At 71.5% G+C, this 20,797-nt stretch carries 18 protein-coding genes; 14 read left to right on the top strand and 4 right to left on the bottom strand.

Features of this window, described 5'->3' with window-relative positions; all coding sequences use genetic code 11:
- Positions 1-13: 13 nt before the first annotated feature.
- A complete protein-coding gene (locus tag ACFYS8_RS20505) occupies positions 14-1,243 on the bottom strand; it encodes a DUF349 domain-containing protein (protein WP_387642924.1) in 1,230 nt (409 codons plus the stop codon).
- Positions 1,244-1,448: 205 nt separating this feature from the next.
- Positions 1,449-2,198: a peptidylprolyl isomerase gene (locus ACFYS8_RS20500; protein ID WP_387642923.1), complete on the bottom strand. Its 750-nt coding sequence runs from the start codon at positions 2,196-2,198 to the stop codon at positions 1,449-1,451.
- A 225-nt stretch (positions 2,199-2,423) separates the two neighbouring features.
- Between ACFYS8_RS20500 and ACFYS8_RS20495 the strand changes: the two genes are divergently transcribed.
- From ACFYS8_RS20495 to rpsD, 8 genes are all read left to right on the top strand, one after another.
- Positions 2,424-3,131, top strand: coding sequence for an MBL fold metallo-hydrolase (locus ACFYS8_RS20495; RefSeq protein WP_387642922.1), 708 nt, complete (start codon positions 2,424-2,426; stop codon positions 3,129-3,131).
- Positions 3,132-3,142: 11 nt separating this feature from the next.
- A complete protein-coding gene (gene hisS / locus ACFYS8_RS20490; RefSeq protein ID WP_387642921.1) occupies positions 3,143-4,414 on the top strand; it encodes a histidine--tRNA ligase in 1,272 nt (423 codons plus the stop codon).
- The gene (gene aspS, locus ACFYS8_RS20485; protein ID WP_387642920.1) at positions 4,411-6,201 is read left to right on the top strand and encodes an aspartate--tRNA ligase; all 1,791 of its coding nucleotides are present in this window, start codon (positions 4,411-4,413) and stop codon (positions 6,199-6,201) included. Before hisS ends, aspS begins: the two co-directional genes overlap by 4 nt.
- A gap of 154 nt (positions 6,202-6,355) precedes the next feature.
- Positions 6,356-6,862 (top strand): GNAT family N-acetyltransferase, encoded by a 507-nt coding sequence (locus ACFYS8_RS20480; RefSeq protein ID WP_387642919.1) that lies wholly within the window; start codon positions 6,356-6,358, stop codon positions 6,860-6,862.
- A 150-nt stretch (positions 6,863-7,012) separates the two neighbouring features.
- Positions 7,013-7,801: a polyphosphate kinase 2 gene (gene ppk2, locus ACFYS8_RS20475; protein ID WP_387643040.1), complete on the top strand. Its 789-nt coding sequence runs from the start codon at positions 7,013-7,015 to the stop codon at positions 7,799-7,801.
- 73 nt (positions 7,802-7,874) lie between these two features.
- Positions 7,875-8,486, top strand: a complete 612-nt coding sequence (locus ACFYS8_RS20470) for a hypothetical protein (protein ID WP_387642918.1) — start codon at positions 7,875-7,877, stop codon at positions 8,484-8,486.
- A 205-nt stretch (positions 8,487-8,691) separates the two neighbouring features.
- A complete protein-coding gene (locus ACFYS8_RS20465; RefSeq protein ID WP_387643039.1) occupies positions 8,692-10,041 on the top strand; it encodes a replication-associated recombination protein A in 1,350 nt (449 codons plus the stop codon).
- 306 nt (positions 10,042-10,347) lie between these two features.
- Positions 10,348-10,962 carry a 30S ribosomal protein S4 gene (gene rpsD / locus ACFYS8_RS20460; RefSeq protein ID WP_035860039.1) on the top strand — a complete coding sequence of 205 codons (615 nt, stop codon included), beginning with the start codon at positions 10,348-10,350 and terminating at the stop codon, positions 10,960-10,962.
- 57 nt (positions 10,963-11,019) lie between these two features.
- Here the strand turns inward: rpsD and ACFYS8_RS20455 are convergent, their stop codons facing one another.
- The gene (locus ACFYS8_RS20455) at positions 11,020-13,065 is read right to left on the bottom strand and encodes an ATP-binding protein (RefSeq protein WP_387642917.1); all 2,046 of its coding nucleotides are present in this window, start codon (positions 13,063-13,065) and stop codon (positions 11,020-11,022) included.
- Positions 13,066-13,328: 263 nt separating this feature from the next.
- Here ACFYS8_RS20455 and ACFYS8_RS20450 point away from each other — a divergent pair, with 263 nt between their 5' ends.
- The 5 genes from ACFYS8_RS20450 to mltG (ACFYS8_RS20430) all read left to right on the top strand — a co-directional run bounded on the left by ACFYS8_RS20450 (position 13,329) and on the right by mltG (ACFYS8_RS20430) (position 18,680).
- Positions 13,329-13,805: a DUF948 domain-containing protein gene (locus tag ACFYS8_RS20450; RefSeq protein ID WP_387642916.1), complete on the top strand. Its 477-nt coding sequence runs from the start codon at positions 13,329-13,331 to the stop codon at positions 13,803-13,805.
- Between the two features lie 6 nt (positions 13,806-13,811).
- Positions 13,812-14,246, top strand: coding sequence for a DUF6167 family protein (locus tag ACFYS8_RS20445; RefSeq protein ID WP_387642915.1), 435 nt, complete (start codon positions 13,812-13,814; stop codon positions 14,244-14,246).
- The gene (alaS, locus tag ACFYS8_RS20440) at positions 14,246-16,912 is read left to right on the top strand and encodes an alanine--tRNA ligase (protein WP_387642914.1); all 2,667 of its coding nucleotides are present in this window, start codon (positions 14,246-14,248) and stop codon (positions 16,910-16,912) included. The genes ACFYS8_RS20445 and alaS overlap by 1 nt, the downstream gene beginning before the upstream one ends.
- The gene (ruvX, locus tag ACFYS8_RS20435; RefSeq protein WP_387642913.1) at positions 16,909-17,397 is read left to right on the top strand and encodes a Holliday junction resolvase RuvX; all 489 of its coding nucleotides are present in this window, start codon (positions 16,909-16,911) and stop codon (positions 17,395-17,397) included. Before alaS ends, ruvX begins: the two co-directional genes overlap by 4 nt.
- A gap of 89 nt (positions 17,398-17,486) precedes the next feature.
- The gene (gene mltG, locus ACFYS8_RS20430) at positions 17,487-18,680 is read left to right on the top strand and encodes an endolytic transglycosylase MltG (protein WP_387642912.1); all 1,194 of its coding nucleotides are present in this window, start codon (positions 17,487-17,489) and stop codon (positions 18,678-18,680) included.
- 108 nt (positions 18,681-18,788) lie between these two features.
- Here the strand turns inward: mltG (ACFYS8_RS20430) and ACFYS8_RS20425 are convergent, their stop codons facing one another.
- Positions 18,789-19,439: a hypothetical protein gene (locus ACFYS8_RS20425; protein WP_387642911.1), complete on the bottom strand. Its 651-nt coding sequence runs from the start codon at positions 19,437-19,439 to the stop codon at positions 18,789-18,791.
- Between ACFYS8_RS20425 and mltG (ACFYS8_RS20420) the strand changes: the two genes are divergently transcribed.
- Positions 19,416-20,795 (top strand): endolytic transglycosylase MltG, encoded by a 1,380-nt coding sequence (mltG, locus tag ACFYS8_RS20420; protein WP_387642910.1) that lies wholly within the window; start codon positions 19,416-19,418, stop codon positions 20,793-20,795. The two genes, ACFYS8_RS20425 and mltG (ACFYS8_RS20420), sit on opposite strands and share 24 nt — an antisense overlap.
- Positions 20,796-20,797: the final 2 nt, after the last annotated feature.

Below are 20,797 nucleotides of genomic sequence, written 5' to 3'. Positions count from 1 at the left end.
CCTCGACGAAGCGTCAGGAGCTGAACTCCTGCAGCGACTTCTGCGCCTGGTCGAGCAGTGCCTGACGGCCCGCCAGCTCGGCCTCCAGCTTGGCGGCCTTCGACGCGTTGCCGGCCGAGCGGGCCTTGTCCAGGTCGGACTGCAGCTTGTCGACGGCGGACTGCAGCAGCGCGGTCATGCCGGTGGCGCGGGCGCGGGCCTCCGGGTTGGAGCGCTGCCACTCGGCCTCCTCGGCCTCGCGGACGGCGCGCTCCACCGCGGCCAGCCGGCCGTCCAGCTTCGGACGGGCGTCGCGCGGGACGTGACCGATCGCCTCCCAGCGCTCGGAGACCTCGCGCAGCGCGGCCTTGGCGGCCTTCAGGTCGGTGATCGGCAGGATCGCCTCGGCCTCGACCAGCAGCGCCTCCTTGGCCTTCTGGTTCTCGCCCTGCTCGGCGTCACGCTCGGTGAACACCGCGGACCGGGCCTGGAAGAAGACGTCCTGGGCGCCGCGGAAGCGGGCCCACAGCTCCTCCTCCGCCTCGCGCTGGGCGCGGCCGGCGGCCTTCCAGCGGGTCATCAGGTCGCGGTAGGCAGCCGCGGTCGGGCCCCAGTCGGTGGAGTTCGCGAGCTGCTCGGCCTCGGCGACCAGCTTCTCCTTGACCGCGCGGGCGTGGTCGCGCTCCGAGTCCAGGGCCGCGAAGTGCGCCTTGCGGTGCTTGGAGAACACCGAGCGGGCGTGCGAGAAACGGTGCCACAGCTCGTCGTCGCTCTTGCGGTCCAGGCGCGGCAGCGCCTTCCAGCTGTCGACCAGGGCGCGCAGCCGGTCGCCGGCCTCCCGCCACTGGTTGGAGTCGGCGAGCTGCTCGGCCTCGGCGACCAGCGCCTCCTTGGCGGTGCGGGTCTCCTCCTGGGCCTTCGCCCGGGCGGCCTTGCGCTCGGTCTGCCGGGTCTCGATCTCGCCGGCCAGCGTGTCCAGGCGCTTGGCCAGCGACTCCAGGTCGCCGACCGCGTGCGCCTCGACGACCTGCGCGCGCAGGTGCTCCAGCGCGGCCTGCGCCTCCTTGGCGGCCAGGTCGGTCTTGCGCACCCGGTGCTCCAGGAGGGCGGTCTCCGCCTCCAGGCCCTGGAACTTGCGCTCGAAGTAGGCGAGGGCCTCCTCGGGAGAGCCGGCCTGCCAGGAGCCGACCTGGCGTTCGCCGTCGGCCGTCCTCACGTAGACGTTCCCCTGCTCGTCGACACGGCCCCACGGGTCGCTGCTCACAGCGCCTCCTCCACATGACGCCACGCCCACGGGCGGGAGCGTCGTCCACAGTTGATGTGCGGCGGACCGATGGAGTCCGCCGTCCCGAGCCGTCGTTGTCGTGCCGAGGGTGACGGCCGACGGTCTGGGCACCCTATACAACAGCAACATAGGCGACCAGCGCCGGTGCTGTCCGCATCCGGCGCCGGTCGATTTTCGCGGCGGGTCAGCCCTTGGTCGCGGTGACGGCCTTGAGGTCGACCGGGGTGGCCGGCGGGCCGTCCGTCTTGCCGCCCTTGACGCCGGCCTCGGCGACCTTCTGGAGCACGTCCAGGCCGCCGGTGATCTTGCCGAACGGGGTGTACTGGGGCGGCAGTTGGGTGTCCTTGTAGACCAGGAAGAACTGGCTGCCGTTGGTGTTGGCGCCGGCGTTGGCCATTGCCACGGTGCCCGCCGGGTAGGTCGCGCCGGTCAGGTTCTCGTCCTGGAACTGGTAGCCGGGGCCGCCGCGGCCGGTGCCGGTCGGGTCGCCGCACTGGAGGACGAAGATGCCGTCGGTGGTGAGCCGGTGGCAGGTGGAGCCGTCGAAGTACTGCTGACCCGCCAGGAAAACGAAGGAGTTGACGGTGTGCGGCGCCTTCTTCGCGTCCAGCGAGAGGGTCACCTTGCCCGCCGAGGTGTCCAGCGTCGCGGTGTACGGGGACGCGGCGTCGATCGACATGGCCGGCTCGGCCGCCCACTTCTTGCCGCTCTCGGACGGAGTCGGCGCGGCGGACGCCTTCTTGTCGTCCTTCTTGTCCGAGCTGAACACACCGGCCGCGGTCGCTCCGATGCCCGCCAGCACCACCAGGGCCGCCACCGAGGCCACCACGACGTTGCGCTTCTTGCGCTTGGTCGCCGCTTCGGCGCGCGCCTGCATCTGGCGCTCGTACTTCTCGCGGGCGAGCTGTCGCCGACGCTGTTCGCTGCTGACCACCGGACGTGTCTCCTAATGCGCTGTGGGGCGAGGGACTTGTGACTGTCGTGTGCGCATCGTCGCACCCGTCGGCGGCCAAGTGTAGGGACCCCGCGCGTCAGCAGGGGATCAGTGCCACATGAGAAAGGCCTGAACGCGCGCGGGAACCGGTTCGCCCGCGGCCCGGTGCCGCCGGTAGGCTGCGGGGGAAACAAGACCGCCACCGTTACGAAACGAAGGACTCGCGTGTTCGTCGCCGGATTCCCCGCCGGGGCCTGGGGCACCAACTGTTACCTGGTCGCTCCCGCCGCAGGTGAGGAGTGCGTGATCGTCGATCCCGGGCACGAAGCGGCAAGCGGCGTCGAGGAGTTGATCCGCGAGCACCGGCTCAAGCCGGTCGCGGTCCTGCTCACCCACGGGCACATCGACCACATCGCCTCGGTGGTCCCGGTCTGCGGCGCGCAGGGTGTCCCGGCCTGGATCCACCCCGAGGACCGGTACATGATGGCCGACCCCGAGAAGGGTCTCGGGCGCTCCCTCGGGCAGCAGTTGATGGGCTCGATCACCGTTGGCGAACCGGACGACGTCCGCGAGTTGACCGACGGCAGCGTGCTGGAACTCGCGGGCATGCGGCTCACCGTCGACCACGCCCCCGGCCATACCAAGGGGTCGGTGACGTTCAGGACGCCCGCCGCACAGGACATCCCTCCGGTGCTGTTCTCGGGCGACCTGCTGTTCGCCGGCTCCATCGGGCGTACCGACCTCCCGGGCGGAGACAGCGGCGCGATCATGCGCTCACTGGCCCGGGTGTGCCTGCCCCTCGACGACGCGACCGTGGTGCTCTCCGGCCACGGCTCGCAGACCACCATCGGCCGAGAGCGCGCCACCAACCCCTACCTCCAGCAGGCAGCAGGGGCGGTCGGCGCCCAGGCTTTCCCGCGACGAGGAATGTGACGGAAGAGAAGTTGAGCACCTTCACCGCCCCCAAGGGCACCTACGACCTGCTGCCCACGGTCAACTCCGCGGCCTACCTGGCGATCCGCGAGCGGCTGTCCGCGCCGCTGCGCCGCGCCGGGTACGGCTACGTCGAGACCCCCGTGTTCGAGGACGTCAAGCTGTTCTCCCGCGGCGTCGGCGAGTCCACCGACATCGTCACCAAGGAGATGTTCACCCTCGCCAAGCGCCCCGAGAGCAGCGAGGACCTCGCGCTGCGCCCCGAGGGCACCGCGTCGGTGGTCCGCGCCACGCTGGAAGCCAACCTGCACAAGCTCGGCAACCTGCCGGTCAAGCTCTGGTACTCCGGCAACTTCTACCGCTACGAGCGCCCGCAGAAGGGCCGCTACCGGCAGTTCTCGCAGGTCGGCGCGGAGGCGCTGGGCGCCGAGGACCCGGCGCTGGACGCCGAGCTGATCATCCTCGCCGACGACGCCTTCCGCTCGCTCGGCCTGCGCGAGTACAAGCTGCTGCTGAACTCGCTCGGCGACCAGCAGTGCCGCCCGGTCTACCGCACCGCGCTGGTGGACTTCCTGACCGGCCTCGAGCTGGACGCGGACACCCGCCGCCGCGCCGAGATCAACCCGCTGCGCGTCCTCGACGACAAGCGCCCCGAGGTGCAGGCCCAGCTGGTGGACGCGCCCATGCTGCGCGACTACCTGTGCGAGGACTGCAAGGCGTACGACGAGAAGGTCCGCGAGCTGCTCACCGCCGCCGGGGTCGCGTTCGTCGACGACCCCAAGCTGGTGCGCGGCCTGGACTACTACACCCGCACCACCTTCGAGTTCGTGCACGGCGGCCTCGGCTCGCAGTCCGCGATCGGCGGCGGCGGCCGCTACGACGGCCTGTCCGAGATGCTGGGCGGCCCGGCGCTGCCCTCGGTCGGCTGGGGCCTGGGTGTGGACCGCACCTTCCTCGCGCTGGAGGCCGAAGGCATCGAGCTCGACCTGCCCGTCACCACCGAGGTGTACGCGGTCGCGCTCGGCGAGGAAGCCAAGAACGTGCTGTTCGCGAAGACCGTCGAGCTGCGCCGGGCCGGCGTCGCCACCGACCTCGCGTTCGGCGTCAAGAGCATCAAGAACGCCATGAAGTCCGCGAACAGGTCCGGAGCACGCTTCGCCCTGATCGCGGGCGACCGGGACCTCGCCGAGGGCGTGGTCCAGCTCAAGGACATGGAGTCCGGCGAGCAGACCCCCGTCGCCCTCGAGGCGCTCGTCACCACCCTGAAGGAGAAGCAGCTGTGATCCGCACGCACGACGCGGGCACGCTCCGACCGGAGCACGCCGGCACCACCGTCACCCTGGCCGGCTGGGTGGCCCGCCGCCGTGACCACGGCGGCGTGGCCTTCATCGATCTGCGGGACGCCTCCGGCACCGTGCAGGTCGTGGTCCGCGACCTGGAGTCGGTGCACGGGCTGCGCTCCGAGTACTGCGTGAAGGTGATCGGCGACGTCCGGGTCCGCCCCGAGGGCAACGAGAACCCGGACATCCCGACCGGCGCCGTCGAGGTCGTCGTCGAGTCCATCGAGGTGCTGTCCGAGGCCGCGCCGCTGCCGTTCCAGGTCGCCGAGTACGAGCCCGGTTCGGTCAACGAGGAGGTGCGGCTCCGCTACCGCTACCTCGACCTGCGCCGCGAGGGCCCGGCCCGCGCGCTGCGGCTGCGCTCGAAGGTCAACCACATCATCCGCACGGTGATGGAGGAGAACGACTACCTCGACATCGAGACCCCGTACCTGACCCGCTCCACCCCCGAGGGCGCCCGCGACTTCCTGGTCCCGGTCCGCCTCCAGCCCGGCCACTGGTACGCCCTGCCGCAGTCCCCGCAGCTGTTCAAGCAGCTGCTGATGGTGGCCGGCATGGAGCGCTACTACCAGATCGCCCGCTGCTTCCGCGACGAGGACTTCCGCGCCGACCGGCAGCCGGAGTTCACCCAGCTGGACATCGAGGCGTCGTTCGTCGACCAGGAGGACATCCTGGCCCTCGGCGAGAAGGTCATCGCCGCGATCTGGCGCGAGGTGCACGGCTACGAGATCCCCAACCCGCTGCCGCGGATGACGTACGTCGACGCCATGTCGCGCTACGGCTCCGACAAGCCGGACGTCCGCTTCGGCCAGGAACTCACCGACCTGACCGAGTACTTCAAGGGCACCGAGTTCCGGGTCTTCCAGGCGCCGTACGTCGGCGCGGTCGTGATGCCCGGCGGCGCCTCGCAGCCCCGCAAGCAGCTCGACGCCTGGCAGGACTGGGCGAAGGCCCGCGGCGCCCGCGGCCTCGCGTACGTCCTGGTGGACGCCGAGACCGGCGAGCTGCGCGGCCCGGTCGCCAAGAACCTGTCCGAGGAGCATCTGGCCGGCCTGGCCGCCGCCGCCGGCGCCAAGCCCGGCGACGCGGTGTTCTTCGCGGCCGGCAAGAAGACCGCCTCGCAGGAGCTGCTCGGCGCCGCCCGCCTGGAGATCGGCCGCCGCTGCAACCTGATCGACGAGTCCCAGTGGGCCTTCCTCTGGGTCGTGGACTTCCCGATGTTCGAGCCGATCGAGGACGACAAGGGCGAGTTCCAGGGCTGGCACGCGGTGCACCACCCGTTCACCGCGCCCACCGCCGAGTCGCTCGCCACCTTCGACACCGACCCGGGCAGCGCGCTCTCCAACGCGTACGACCTGGTGCTCAACGGCTCGGAGCTGGGCGGCGGTTCGATCCGTATCCACCAGCGCGACGTGCAGAAGCGGGCGTTCGACGCGATCGGCCTGTCCGAGGAGGAGGCCGCCTCGCAGTTCGGCTTCCTGCTGGACGCCTTCAACTACGGCCCGCCGCCGCACGGCGGCATCGCGCTCGGCCTGGACCGCGTGGTCACCCTGCTGGGCGGCTACGACACCATCCGGGACGTCATCGCCTTCCCGAAGACCTCCACCGGCGGCGACCCGCTGACCGGTGCCCCCACCCCGATCACCCCGGCCCAGCGCCGGGAGGCCGGCGTGGACGCCAAGCCGAAGGCCAAGGACGGCGCCAAGGCGGAGGCCGAGCCCACCGCCTGACCCACCGTCTGACGCACCGTCGAAAACTGACGGCACATCACAAAGATCACGATTCGTTCCGGCCCCGGCCGGTGCCCGCCTACCAGGAGTAGGCTCGCACCGCCCGGGGCCGGAACGCTGCACGACGGGGTGCAGGGCGCAAGAGGGGTCAAGGATGACCGTACGAACCAGAGTTGAACTCCCCACCGACACCGCCGAGACCCGGCGCGTGCACATGGCGGCCTTCCCAGGCCCCGAAGAGGCGGACCTGGTGGACGCGCTGCGCCGTGACCCCGCCTGGCTGCCGGAACTCTCCCTGGTCGCCGTCGACGACCGCGAGGTCGTCATCGGCCACGCCCTGCTCACCCGGCTGAAGATCGGCAACGGCAAGGGACTCGCCCTCGCCCCCGTCGCCGTCGCCCCCGAATGGCAGCGCAAGGGCGTCGGCACCGCCGTGGTCCGGGCCGCGCTGACCGCCGCCGCGGAAGCCGGCGAGCGCGTCGTGGTGGTCCTCGGCGACCCCGGCTACTACGGGCGGTTCGGCTTCGCGCCCGCCTCCGGACACCGCATCAGCGGCCCGTACGACGTCCCTGACGTGTACTTCCAGGTACTCCTGCTGTCCGGCGCGGACAGCGCCCCGCACGGCGTCTGCCGCTACGCGGCGCCGTTCGACGAAATCTGACCGACGCCCGCCACTGGCCGTCGGCCGACCTGCGTCGACCACCGGCGGCCCGTAGCGTGAGTGCTCGTCGGCGGCACGGTGAGAAAGGCACATGAAGTGGCGGACCCCAAGCGAGGCAGGAAGCCCCGCGGCGCCAAGAGCGCCCCGCGCATCCCGAAGCGGATCTACGAACCCGAACTGCTGCGGCTCCAGCAGGAGCTGGTCAAGATGCAGGAGTGGGTGCGCAGCGAGGGCATCCGGATGGTCGTGATCTTCGAGGGCCGGGACGCCGCCGGCAAGGGCGGCGCGATCAAACGCGTCACCGAATACCTCAACCCCCGCATCGCCCGGATCGTCGCCCTCCCCGCCCCCACCGAACGCCAGCGCGGTCAGTGGTACTTCCAGCGCTACGTCGAGCAGCTCCCGGCGGCCGGCGAGATGGTGCTGTTCGACCGGTCCTGGTACAACCGGGCCGGCGTCGAGAAGGTGATGGGATTCTGCACCGAGGAGGAGTACTGGCAGTTCCTCCACCAGTGCCCCACCTTCGAACGGATGCTCATCGAAGCGGGCATCGTGCTGCGCAAGTACTGGTTCTCGGTCAGTGACATCGAACAGGAACGCCGCTTCCGCGACCGCCTCGACGACCCCATGCGGCAGTGGAAGCTCTCCCCGATGGACGTCGAATCCATCACCCGCTGGGAGGACTACTCGCGGGCCAAGGACGAGATGTTCGTCTACACCGACATCCCCGAATCCCCGTGGAACGTCGTCGACAGCGACGACAAGCGCCGCGCCCGGCTCAACATGATCGCCCACCTGCTGTCCTCCGTCCCGTACCACGAGGTGGTCCGCCCGGCGATCACACTTCCGGCCCGGCCCGAACCACGCGGGTACCAGCGGCCGCCGCGCGACCTCCAGAAGTACGTCTTCGACCACACCGCGACACTGCTCGCCCGGTGACCGCCCCCGGTTGACCCGGCCGAGGGGGCGGGCGTGCGATGGAGGGGATCCCGCAACGGCTGGAGGCACTCCCATGTATGTCCGCACCGTCTACGCCACCGGAGACCCCGCCCTGCTGGAGGACAGCCTCGACGCGCTGCGCGGCGAGTCCGTCGAACTCCTCTCCGCCCAGCCCGGCTACCGCGGCTACGGGCTGTTCGCCAACCGGGCGCTCGGCACGCTCACCATGGGCTCCTGGTGGGACAGCCCCGAACACGAAGCCGCGAGTGACACCGCGTTGGCCGACCGGCGGGACACGTTGCTGGTGCCGTTCGCCGCGACCGTTGCCGTCAACCGCTGGGACGTTGTCGCGGCGGAGCCCGGGCCCGCGGTGGAGAACGGGGGCTTCCGGCTGACTCGCTTCGCGTACGACGCGGCCGGGTTGGACGGGGTGGTGAAGGGCTTCGAGGAGAGCGGCCTCCCGGCGATCAGGGAGATCGACGGGTATGTGGGCGCCGCCATGCTCATCGACCGCGGGCGGTCGGTAGGGGTGGTCGGGACGATCTTCGCGGACCGGGGGGCGTTCGAGGCCTCGCGCGGGGCGCAGGCGGCGGTGCGGGGGGCGGCGAGCAAGGCTTCCGGGACGGTGATCTACGGGATGGAGGAGTTCGACGTCGTCCTGCTGCACCGGCCGTCGGAGGGCTGAGAGCAGGCGGGCGCGGGGAGACCTGCGCGAGCGGAGGGGCGTGAGAACAGGGGCGCAGGGGGACTGCGTGACAAGCGCACATCATGTCCGCAAGGTCGCGATCACGTGCAGGTCATTGTCCTGCGTCGCGATCTGGCTGACGGGTGCGTTCCCCTTCGCGCAGTTCCCCGCGCCCCTGATTTCGCACCGTATAGGGTTGCGTTCCGTGGACGAGCCCGACCTTTTCACGCATGCAGCCGAGGAACGCCAGAGTGCCGAGCCGGGGCGCGCCCCACTGGCGGTGCGGATGCGGCCGCGGACGTTGGACGAGGTGGCGGGGCAGCAGCAGCTGTTGAAGGACGGGTCGCCGTTGCGGCGGCTGGTGGCGGGGGCCAAGGGGCCGGCGGCGACGAGTTCGGTGATTCTGTGGGGGCCGCCGGGGACGGGGAAGACCACGCTGGCGCATGTGATCAGCCAGGCGGTGGAGGGGCGGTTCGTCGAGCTTTCAGCGATCACGCACGGGGTCAAGGAAGTCCGGGCGGTGATCGAGGGGGCGCGTCGGGCGGTCGGGATGACCGGGCGGGAGACGGTGCTGTTCCTGGACGAGATCCACCGGTTCTCGAAGGCACAGCAGGATTCCTTGCTCCCGGCGGTGGAGAACCGGTGGGTGACGCTGATCGCGGCGACCACCGAGAACCCGTACTTCTCGATCATTTCGCCGCTGCTGTCGCGGTCGTTGCTGCTGACCCTGGAGTCGCTGACCGACGAGGACATTCGCGTCCTGCTGCGCCGGGCGACCACCGACGAGCGCGGGCTCGGCGGGAGCGTGGAGCTGGCGGAGGAGGCGGAGGACCACCTGGTGCGGTTGGCCGGGGGTGATGCCCGGCGGGCGTTGACCATGCTGGAGGCGGCGGCGGGGGCGGCGCTGGAGCAGGGCGGGGGCGTGCTGACGCTGGCGGCGACCGAGACGGCCGTGAACAAGGCGGCGGTGCGGTACGACCGGGACGGCGATCAGCACTACGACGTGGCGAGTGCGCTGATCAAGTCGATCCGGGGCAGTGATGTGGATGCCACGCTGCACTACCTGGCGCGGATGATCGAGGCGGGGGAGGACCCGCGGTTCATCGCGCGCCGCTTGATGATCTCGGCGAGCGAGGACATCGGGCTGGCCGATCCGACCGCGCTGTCGACGGCGGTCGCGGCGGCGCAGGCGGTGGCGCTGATCGGGTTCCCGGAGGCGCGGATCATCCTGTCGCAGGCGGCGATCGCGCTCGCGCTGGCGCCGAAGTCGAACGCCGCGTACCTGGCGATCGACGCCGCGCTGGCGGACGTCCGGCAGGGGCTGGCGGGCGCGGTGCCGCCGCATCTGCGGGACGCGCACTACGGCGGGGCGAAGAAGCTCGGGCACGGCAAGGGATACCAGTACCCGCACGACCTGGCGGAGGGCATCGCGGCGCAGCAGTACGCGCCGGACGCGGTGCACGGCAAGGAGTACTACAAGCCGACCAGGCGGGGTGGCGAGGCCCGGTACGCGGAGATCGCGGAGTGGACCAGGGCCCGGCTCAAGGGCGAGTGAACAGCCTGTAGACTGTCCGCAGTGTGTCCCGGGCCCGGGGTTCCGCGAGGAACGACCGGCCGCACCAGCGGGGCAACCAACGGAGGCCTCCCGCAAGGGAGTTCTCCAGGAGCGGCGCGCACCGGTTTTCGGTGTCGCGGGCAGCCCGCCACCTTTCCCGGTCGGTGGGCGTCTCGTGTGCAAGCACATAGTGCCCGGTCGCGGAGAGCGGCTGACCATCCGGCGACGGACGGTTTTTCTCCGGGCCGCGAGAAGCGTCCTCCGTCAACACCTGGTGACAGCCGTATCTGAACAGGAAAAGGAAACATGGCGAACCAGAAGCGCCCCAAGGTCAAGATCGCCCGTGCTCTCGGCGTTCCGCTGACCCCGAAGTCCGTCAAGTACTTCGAGGCCCGCCCGTACCCGCCCGGCCAGCACGGCCGTGGCCGCAAGCAGAACTCTGACTACAAGGTCCGTCTGACCGAGAAGCAGCGTCTGCGCGCGCAGTACGACCTCAGCGAGAAGCAGATGGCGCGTGCCTTCGAGGCCGCCAAGAAGGTCGAGGGCAAGACCGGTGAGGCGCTCGTCGCCCTGCTGGAGGTCCGCCTCGACGCCCTGGTTCTGCGTTCGGGCATCGCCCGCACCATCTACCAGGCCCGCCAGATGGTCGTGCACGGTCACATCGAGGTCAACGGCTCGAAGGTCAACAAGCCGTCGTTCCAGATGAAGCCGGGCTACGTCGTCACGGTGAAGGAAAAGTCCAAGGAGAAGGTCCCCTTCCAGGTGGCTCGCGAGGGTGGCAACGCCGGCGAGGGCCAGACCCCGAAGTACCTCGAGGTCAACCTGAAGGCCCTGGCCTTCCGCCTGGACCGCGCGCCGCAGCGCCGCGAGGTTCCGGTTGTCTGCGACGAGCAGCTGGTCGTCGAGTACTACTCGCGCTGACCCGCGAGCGGAACGCCCCCTCGGTCTTCGGACCGCGGGGGCGTTTCCCGTTTCCGGTCAGGTGTTCAGGGCGCGGTGGACGACGGTGTCGAGGTCGAGGCGGGTGCCGAGCCGGAACGCTTCCTCGTACTGCTGCGCGGTGAGGGCGGCGCGGGCGCGCTGCTCGCAGGTGCGGTGCGGGCCGCGGAAGGTGCGGGAGCCGAGGAACGGGGTGCCGAGGGCCGTCCAGAGCCGGTGGGCGGCGCCCTGCAGGACGCGTGCCTCGTACGGGTCGGGGGCGGGGTCCTCGGTGGTGAGCAGGGCCAGCAGGTCCATCGCGAGGGCGAGGCCGAGCGGGTCGCCCAGCGGGTGGGTGAGGCGGATCGAGTCGCGGGCGAAGCCCCGGGCGGCCCGCGGTTCGCCGGACTGCCGGCGGGCGTGGGCCAGCGTGTACAGGCCGTAGGCGTGCGCCCACTGCTCGCCGTGCGCCTCGCAGGTCTGCCGGACGCGTTCCGCCCAGGCGGCGGCGCCCGGGTCGTCGCCGAGAAACAGGTGGGCCAGGGCGAGTTCGGCCATGGCCATCAGGACGTGGGTGTCGAGCTCGCCGAGGGCGGTGTAGTGCCGCAGGGCCTCGTCGAGGAGTTCGGCGGCGCGGGCCGGGTCGTCGCCGATCAGGGCGGCGCAGCCCTGGCGGTGGACGGCGTGGGCGAGGGCCCGGCGGTCGCCGGTGGCCAGGGCCTGGCGGTGGCACCGGTCGAGGGCGGGGCGGGCGCGGGCCGGGTCGCCCTGGAGGGTGGCGAGGTGGCCGGTGACCCAGAGGGCCTTGGCGCGGGCTTCGGTCGCTTCGGGGGCGCGGGCGAGGGCGCGGTCGAGCCAGTGGCGGCCCTCGCCGAGCAGGCCGGTGCCGAGCCAGAAGTACCAGAGGGCGCCGGCCAGGGTGAGGGCGGGCTGTTCCTCGCCGGGTTCGGTGAGCGAGAACTCCAGGGCGGCGCGCAGGTTCGGGTGGGCGAGCCGGGTGCGTTCGGCGGTCTCGGCCTGCCGGGGGCCGAACCACTCGACCTCGCCCCAGGTGGCGACGCCCAGATACCAGTCGCGGTGGCGGCGCAGCAGCCGCCGGTGGTCGTCGCCGGCCCGCAGCCAGTGGCCGCCGTAGTCGCGCAGGGTGTCGAGCATCCGGAACCGGGCGGGTTCGCCGTCGTGGCGTTCCAGGACGGACTTGTCGGCCAGCGAGTCGAGCAGGGCGAGGACGTCGTCGAGGTCCAGTCCGTGGCCGCCGCAGACGTATTCGGCGGCGTCCAGGTCGAAGTCGCCGGCGAAGACCGACAGGCGGGCCCAGAGTAAACGTTCCTGCATGGTGCAGAGTTCGTGGCTCCAGCCGATCGCCGTGCGCATCGTCCGGTGCCGGGACGGAGCGGTGCGGCCGCCGCCGGTGAGCAGCCGGAAGCGGTCGTCCAGCCGGGCCAGCAGCTGCTCCACGGACAGCGCGCGCAACCGGCCGGCGGCCAGCTCCAGGGCCAGCGGGAGGCCGTCCAGGCGGCGGCAGAGCAGCGCCACCTCGGCGCGGTTGGCGCCCGCCAGGCGGAAGCCGGGCCGGGCGGCGGCGGCCCGGTCGGCGAACAGCCGCATCGCCTCCGAGTCGGCCCCGCCGCCTCCCGGCTCGACCGGCAGCGGGGCCAGCGGCAGCAGGTGCTCGCCGGCCGCCCGCAGCGACTGGCGGGAGGTGGCCAGCACCCGCAGCCCGGGCGCGGCGCGCAGCAGCGAGTCGACCAGTTCGGCACAGGCGTCGACCAGGTGCTCGCAGCCGTCCAGCACCAGCAGCACGCGGCGGTCGGCGAGCGGCAACCGGCCGGTGGGGTCCAGGGCGGCCCGTACGGCGGGGCCGAGCAGCAGCGGATCACGGACCGGCGCGAGGTCGGCGAGCCGCGTGCCGTCCGGGAAGTCGGGGGCGAGCCGGGCGGCGGCCCGCAGCGCCAGCCGGGACTTGCCGACCCCGCCCGGGCCGGTCACGGTGACCAGCCGGGAGCGGCCCAACAGGGCGGTCAGGGCCTCGAGTTCGGCGGCCCGGCCGATGAACGGGGTGGCTTCGGCGGGCAGTCGGCCCGGTTCTCTCGGCGCTGCCGCCATGCCATCCATAGGGACGCCCCCGTCGCTAGGAACCCGTTCACCGGTGGGCGCGCGCTTCCGCGAGCCAACTCCCCAACGAGGTGACCGGGCGGTAGGTTACGCGCGGTGTTCGCACATCCGACCGGTTCGGGGGCGGGCGTACCTGCCGATATCCGGTCGGGGAGCGGTCGGCCGCCACGGTAGGGTTCAGCTCTGGGATTGTGATAGTTGCGCAACCCCGGATTGCAAGAGTGTCGCAGCGACAGGCGAGGGAGCGCGCGAAGGTGTCCGTGGGAGAGCTGGCCGGGCTGCTGGTCGCCGTCTTCTGGGCGGTCCTGGTCACCCTGCTCGCCGTGGTCCTGATCCGGCTGTCCAAGGTGCTGCGGGAGGCGACCGTCCTGGTCTCCGCCGTCACCGAGCAGGCCGTGCCGCTGCTGCAGGACGCGAACGCCGCCGTCCGCAGCGCGCACGAGCAGCTGGAGCGGGTCGACGAGATCACCGCCAACGTCCAGGACGCGGCGGCCGACGCCAAGGCGCTGTCCTCGACGGTGGCCGCCACCGTCGGCGGGCCGCTGGTGAAGCTGGCCGCGTTCAGCTACGGCGTGCGCCGGGCCGTGAACCGGCAGCAGGCCGGGCCCGTGGTGCCGCAGCAGAGCGGTGAGCGCGAGGAGCTGGCCCGGCTGATCCGGGCCGAGGTTCGGGCCGCGACCGCGCCGCGCGGCGGGCTGCTGGCCCGGGTCCGCCGGGCCGTGAGGGGCTGACCGGCGATGGTGCGCAGAATCTTCTGGATGGCGGTCGGCGCGGGCGCCACCGTCTGGGCCATGAACAAGGCCAACGAGGCGGTGCACCGCCTCACGCCCGACTCACTGTCCGGCACCGCCGCCCGCGGCGCGCTCCAACTCGGCGATGCCGCCCGGCAGTTCGCCCGCGACGTGAAGGCCGGCATGGCCGAGCGCGAGCAGCAGCTGCGCGCCGACCTCGGCCTGGACGGCACCGCGGTCGTCGAGCCGCCCCGCCGCCGCACGCTCAGCGGCGCGGCCGGGTCGAGCGGTGGCCGAGCTATCTCGGCGGCCCCGGGCTCCCCGGCCGCCGCCCTGCCCACGTCCCGCGGCACCCGCCGCACCACCCCCCAGACAATCGTTGCCAAGCCCCGTCAGCGCGAGCTGCCGGGCAGCACGACCGATCGGAAGGACCCCCACTGATGGAGTCGGCAGAGATCCGCCGCCGCTGGCTGCGCTTCTTCGAGGAGCGCGGCCACACCGTCGTACCGTCGGCCTCGCTGGTCGCCGACGACCCCACCCTGCTGCTGGTCAACGCCGGCATGGTGCCCTTCAAGCCGTACTTCCTCGGCGAGGTCAAGCCGCAGTTCTCGCGCGCCACCAGCGTGCAGAAGTGCGTCCGCACCCTGGACATCGAGGAGGTCGGGAAGACCACCCGGCACGGCTCGTTCTTCCAGATGTGCGGCAACTTCTCGTTCGGCGACTACTTCAAGGAAGGCGCCATCAAGTTCGCCTGGGAGCTGCTCACCAGCTCCGTCGCGGACGGCGGCTACGGCCTGGACCCCGAGAAGCTCTGGATCACCGTCTACAAGGACGACGACGAGGCCGAGCAGATCTGGCGTGACGTCATCGGCGTCCCGTCCGAGCGGATCCAGCGCCTGGGCATGAAGGACAACTTCTGGTCGATGGGCGTTCCCGGCCCGTGCGGCCCGTGCTCGGAGATCAACTACGACCGCGGCCCCGCGTACGGCGAGGAGGGCGGCCCGGCGGTCAACGGCGAGCGCTACCTGGAGATCTGGAACCTGGTCTTCATGCAGTACGAGCGCGGCCACGGCGACGGCAAGGACGGGTTCGAGATCCTCGGCGACCTGCCGAGCAAGAACATCGACACCGGCCTCGGCCTGGAGCGCCTCGCCGCCGTCCTGCAGGACGTCGACAACCTGTTCGAGATCGACACCAGCCGGATGATCCTCGACCGCGCCGCCGAGCTCACCGGCCACACCTACGGCGCCGACCACAAGTCGGACGTCTCGCTGCGCGTGGTCACCGACCACTTCCGCACCGCGCTGATGCTGGTCGGTGACGGCGTCACCCCCGGCAACGAGGGCCGCGGTTACGTGCTGCGCCGCATCCTGCGCCGCGCGATCCGCAACATGCGCCTGCTCGGCGCCACCGGGCCGGTCGCCAAGGACCTGATCGACATCTCGATCAAGGCGATGGCCCCGCAGTACCCGGAGCTGGAGACCGACCGCAAGCGCATCGAGACGGTCGTGGTCGCCGAGGAGAACGCCTTCCTGCAGACCCTGCGCTCCGGCACCAACCTGCTGGACGCCGCCGTCACCGAGACCAAGGCCGGCGGCAGCGTGGTGCTCTCCGGCGAGCAGGCGTTCAAGCTGCACGACACCTACGGCTTCCCGATCGACCTGACCCTGGAGATGGCCGAGGAGCAGGGCCTCCAGGTCGACGAGGCCGGCTTCCGCCGCCTGATGCAGGAGCAGCGGGACCGCGCCAAGGCCGACGCCAAGGCGAAGAAGATGGGCCACGCCGACGTCGCCGCGTACCGCGAGGTCGCCGACAGCGCCGGCGCGTCCGTCTTCACCGGCTACAACCACACCGAGGGCGAGGCCACCGTGGTCGGCCTGCTGGTGGACGGCGTCCCGTCGCCGGCCGCCAGCGAGGGCGACGAGGTCGAGCTGATCCTCGACCGCACCCCGTTCTACGCCGAGGGCGGCGGCCAGCTCGCCGACCACGGCCGGATCCGGCTGGACTCCGGCGCGGTCGTCGAGATCCGCGACGTGCAGCAGCCGGTGCCGGGCGTCATCGTGCACTCCGGCGGGGTGCTGTTCGGCGAGGTGGTGCTCGGCGCGTCCGCGTACGCCACCATCGACACCGAGCGCCGCCGGGCCATCGCCCGCGCCCACTCGGCGACCCACCTGACCCACCAGGCGCTGCGCGACGCGCTCGGCCCGACGGCCGCCCAGGCCGGCTCCGAGAACGCGCCGGGCCGCTTCCGCTTCGACTTCGGCTCGCCCGCCGCCGTGCCCGGCAGCGTGCTGGTCGACGTCGAGCAGAAGATCAACGACGTGCTGACCCGCGAGCTGGACGTCACCGCCGAGGTCATGACGATGGACCAGGCCCGCAAGCAGGGCGCCATCGCGATGTTCGGCGAGAAGTACGGCGACTCGGTCCGCGTGGTCACCATCGGCGACTTCTCCAAGGAACTGTGCGGTGGCACGCACGTCGGCAACACCGCCCAGCTGGGCCTGGTGAAGCTGCTCGGCGAGTCCTCGATCGGCTCCGGCGTGCGCCGCGTGGAGGCGCTGGTCGGCGTCGACGCGTACAAGTTCCTGGCCCGCGAGCACACGGTGGTCTCCCAGCTCACCGAGCTGGTCAAGGGCCGTCCGGAGGAGCTCCCGGAGAAGATCTCCGGCATGCTCGCCAAGCTCAAGGACGCCGAGAAGGAGATCGAGAAGTTCCGCGCCGAGAAGGTGCTGCAGGCCGCCGCGGGCCTCGCCGAGGGCGCGGAGGACGTCAAGGGCGTGGCCCTGGTCGCCGCCCGGGTCGGTGACGGCACCGGTGCGGACGAGCTGCGCAAGCTGGTGCTGGACGTCCGCGCCCGGCTCGGCAACCGCCCGGCCGTGGTCGCGGCGTTCACCGTCGCCAATGACCGCCCGCTGACCGTCATCGCCACCAGCGAGGACGCCCGCGCCCGCGGCATCAAGGCCGGCGAGCTGGTCCGCACCGCGGCGAAGACGCTCGGCGGCGGCGGTGGCGGCAAGGACGACGTGGCGCAGGGCGGCGGCACCAACCCGGCCGCCGTCGGCGAGGCGATCGAGGCCGTCCGGGCACTGGTGGCCGAGCGCGCGTGAGCGAGGAGCACACCGAAGAGAAGGTCTTCCGGCGCGGCCGGCGGATCGCCGTCGACGTGGGTGACGCCCGGATCGGGGTCGCGGTCTGCGACCCCGACGGGCTGATCGCCACACCCGTGGAGACCGTCCCCGCCGGGGGCCGCTCGCAGGCCCGGCTCAAGGCGATCGTCGAGGAGTACGACGCGATCGAGGTGGTGGTCGGCCTGCCGCGCTCACTGAGCGGCAAGGAAGGCCCGGCCGCAGCCAAGGTCCGCGAGTACGCGGGCCGGCTGGCCATGCTGACCTACCCGGTCGGCGTGCGGCTGGTGGACGAGCGGATGACCACCGTCACCGCCGCCGCCGGGCTGCGCGCCTCCGGCCGGTCCTCGAAGAAGGGCCGCTCGGTGATCGACCAGGCCGCGGCCGTGGTGATCCTCCAGTCCGCGCTTGAGACCGAACGGGTGAGCGGACGCGCACCCGGCGAGAGTGTCGAGCCGGTGGCCTGACCGGCCAGGTCTAGGTTCCCGATCGGGGCCCGTGCGGACGCGCGTCCGCACGGGCCCCGATCGTTTGCCCGCCGCCGGGAGGCCCCACCGTGACCGACCCGTACACCGCCCCCGGACTGACCCCCGGTCACCTCGGCGCTCCCGTCCTCGAACCCGAGGGCGCCCCGCCCGGCCTGCCGTACGGCGTCGAGCCGCCGGACCCCGGCCGACTGCGCACCGGCGCCGCCTGCTGCCTCAGCGTGGCCGGCCTGCTCGGGGTGGCGACCGCCGGCGCCGTCGCGCTGTTCCTGGTCTGGCCCGAGGGCAAGAAACCCGCCCCCGACTTCGCCGGCGCCGGCACCGGACGGGTACAGGTGTCGGTGGCCCAGGGCGCCAGCGTCACCCAGATCGGCAAGACCCTGACGGCCAAACACGTCGTCGCCTCCACCAGGGCGTTCACCGAGGCCGCCGCCAAGAGTCCGGCCAGCAACCGGATCCAACCCGGCACCTACACCCTCAAGGAGAAGATGTCGGCCACCGCGGCACTCAACATGCTGCTCGACCCCGCCAACGCCAACGCCCTGACCATCCCCGAAGGCTGGCGCTCCACCCAGGTCTACGCCGCCATCGACTCCCGGCTCGGCCTGGCCGCCGGCACCACCAAGGCCACCGTCGAAGAGCACCTCGCCGAACTCGGGCTGCCCGCCGACGCGAGCGGTCACCCCGAGGGCTACCTGTTCCCGGCGACCTACCCCGTCACCGGCGACACCACGGCACTCAGCCTGCTCCAGGAAATGGTGAAGGAAGCCGACACCGAGCTCGGCGGCGGCGCGATCGCCGACGCCGCCGCCGCGAACAACATCTCCCCCTACGGCGTGCTCGCCGTCGCCAGCCTCGCCCAGGCCGAGGCCGACAACCCCGAGGACATGGCCAAGGTCGCCCGGGTCGTCTACAACCGGCTGGCGAAGAACATGCCGCTGCAGCTCGACTCCACCATCAACTACGCGCTCGGCCGCTCCACCCTCACCACCACCGTGGCCGACACCAGGCTCGACTCCCCGTTCAACACCTACGCCCACCCCGGCCTGCCACCCACCCCCATCGGCAACCCCGGCCGGGACGCGCTGCGCGCCGCGATCCACCCCGCCGACGGTGACTGGCTGTACTTCGTGACCGTCCAACCCGGCGACACCCGCTTCACCGACAGCTCCGACCAACAACGGAAGAACGTCGACGAGTTCAACGCACACCGTGCACAGAACCCGTCCCCGACCGACTCCGCCCCCGCACCTTCCGTCCCCTGATCAACAGGGAGCGACGCCCGTTGGCTACGCTGCGGTACGGTAACGTCTCCCAGCACGGGCGTTTACTAGCGCGCCCGTTCGACGGACACCCTGGACGCGGTAAGGGGATCAATGACTGATCAGAGCGGGCGCTACGGTGCCCAGGGCGACCAGGCGTGGTTCCCCGGAGAACAGCAGCAGCCCCCGCAGTACGGTCAGCAGGACCTCGGGCAGCAGTACCCGCAGGGGTACCTCGAGCAGCAGGGTGTGCCGCAACAAGGCGTGCCGCAGCAGGGGTTCCCGCAGCAGCAGATGCCTCAGCAGGGTGTGCCGCAGCAGCAGATGCAGCAGGTACCGCAGCAGCAGGCGCCGATGGGTGGCCAGGGCTATTCGCAGCAGCAGGGCTTCGTCCAGCAGCAGCCGCAGGGGTATCCGCAGCAGGTCATGCCCCAGCAGGGGATGACGCAGGGCGGTCAGCAGCAGTTCGTGCAGCAGCAGTTCGGCCAGGAGCAGGGCTTCGTGCCCGGGCAGGCGATGCCGCAGCAGGGCGTTCCGCAGCAGCAGATGCCGCAACAGCAGATGCCGCAGCAGGGTGTGCCTCAGCAGCAGATGCAGATGGGCGGTCAGGGCTACCCGCAGCAGCGCGGTGGCACCCAGGGCGGTCAGCAGCAGTTCGTCCAGCAGGGCATGCAGCAGCCGATACAGCAGGGCATGCCCCAGCAGGGCGTGCAGCAGCAGGTCGTTCAGCAGCCGGGCATGTCCCAGCAGGGCATGGCGCAACCGGTGCAGGCCCAGGGCGCTCAGCCGCAGGCCCGGCGGGCCGAGCCGGCCGGGGGGCCCGGTCCGGACGGCATCGACTGGGAGGCGGAGGCCGCCGCGCTCGACAACCCGGGGGCGCCTGCTGTGGCCGAGCCGGACGCGTTCGACGAGCGTGCGGGCGAGCCCGAGCAGTGGGCCGAGGACGAGTACGCCGAGGAGGAGGAGCGCGGTTCGTTCCTCTCCGAACAGGACAACTCCCGCGAGGCCGAGCGCAAGCGCAAGGAGAAGGGCAAGAAGTCCGGCCGCCGCAACAGCGGCGCCTGCCTGGTGGTCGCCCTGGTGCTGCTCGGTGCGACGGGCGGCGCCGGCTGGTGGGGCTACGGCCAGTACCAGCAGCGCTTCGGCCCGCCGCCGGACTTCGCCGGTGACGGCACCGGCTCGGTCAACATCACCGTCACCCCCGGCGCCGGTGGCGACGCGATCGGCAAGATCCTGATGGACGCCGGCGTGGTCAAGAGCCTCAAGGCGTTTCGGGCCGCGTACGAGAAGGACCCCCGAGGACGGGGCATCCAGCCCGGCGTCTACACGATGAAGCACCAGATGTCCGCCGCCTCCGCGTTCAAGGAGCTGGTGGAGTCGAACGGCGGCAACGCGCTGATCATCCCCGAGGGCCTGAAGTCCACGGACATCTACGCCAAGATCGACGAGAAGCTGAAGCTTGACAAGGGCACCACCGCCAAGGTCGCCAAGGACCAGGTCGGCAACCTGGGCCTGCCCGCGTACGCCAACAACAACCCGGAGGGCTTCCTCTGGCCGGCCCGCTACTCGGTCGCCGACGGCATGAAGCCCGAGGAACTGCTGAAGCAGATGGTGACCAACTCGGTCCAGCACTACAACGACCTCAAGTTGGACGAGGCGGCGCAGAAGATCGGCCTGAGGAACGCGTACGAGGTGGTGACCGAGGCCAGCATCCTGCAGGCCGAGGGCAACAACTCCGAGGACTTCGGCAAGATGGCCCGGGCCATGTACAACCGTCTGACCACCAACGTCACCGGGCACAAGCTCGGAGTGGACACGACCTTGCAGTACGAGCTGGGCCGGACCAAGCTGACCGACCAGGAGATCAACGACAGCTCGCACAAGTACAACACGTACCTCAACCCCGGCCTGCCGCCGACCCCGATCGGCAACCCCGGTGACGAGGCGCTCCGGGCCGTCCTCAACCCGACCCCGGGCGACTGGGCGTACTGGCTGGCCGTCTCGCCGAGGGAGACCAAGTTCGCGGTGACGGACGCCGAGCACGCCAAGAACACCAAGGATTGGTGCATCTCCCGCGGGATGAAGTACGACGCCAAGCACGTCGTCTGCACGTCCTGACC

Source organism: Kitasatospora sp. NPDC004615, assembly GCF_042873545.1.
Lineage (GTDB): Bacteria > Actinomycetota > Actinomycetes > Streptomycetales > Streptomycetaceae > Kitasatospora.
This window is presented reverse-complemented; position numbering and strand designations above follow the sequence as displayed.

Excerpts from the sequence above, each read along its gene's own strand:
- ACFYS8_RS20480 (WP_387642919.1), top strand. The coding sequence starts at position 6,356 with ATGACCGTACGAACCAGAGTTGAACTCCCCACCGACACCGCCGAGACC.
- ACFYS8_RS20470 (WP_387642918.1), top strand. The coding sequence starts at position 7,875 with ATGTATGTCCGCACCGTCTACGCCACCGGAGACCCCGCCCTGCTGGAG.
- rpsD (WP_035860039.1), top strand. The coding sequence starts at position 10,348 with ATGGCGAACCAGAAGCGCCCCAAGGTCAAGATCGCCCGTGCTCTCGGC.
- ACFYS8_RS20455 (WP_387642917.1), bottom strand. The coding sequence starts at position 13,065 with ATGGCGGCAGCGCCGAGAGAACCGGGCCGACTGCCCGCCGAAGCCACC.
- ACFYS8_RS20445 (WP_387642915.1), top strand. The coding sequence starts at position 13,812 with ATGGTGCGCAGAATCTTCTGGATGGCGGTCGGCGCGGGCGCCACCGTC.
- alaS (WP_387642914.1), top strand. The coding sequence starts at position 14,246 with ATGGAGTCGGCAGAGATCCGCCGCCGCTGGCTGCGCTTCTTCGAGGAG.
- mltG (WP_387642910.1), top strand. The coding sequence starts at position 19,416 with ATGTCCCAGCAGGGCATGGCGCAACCGGTGCAGGCCCAGGGCGCTCAG.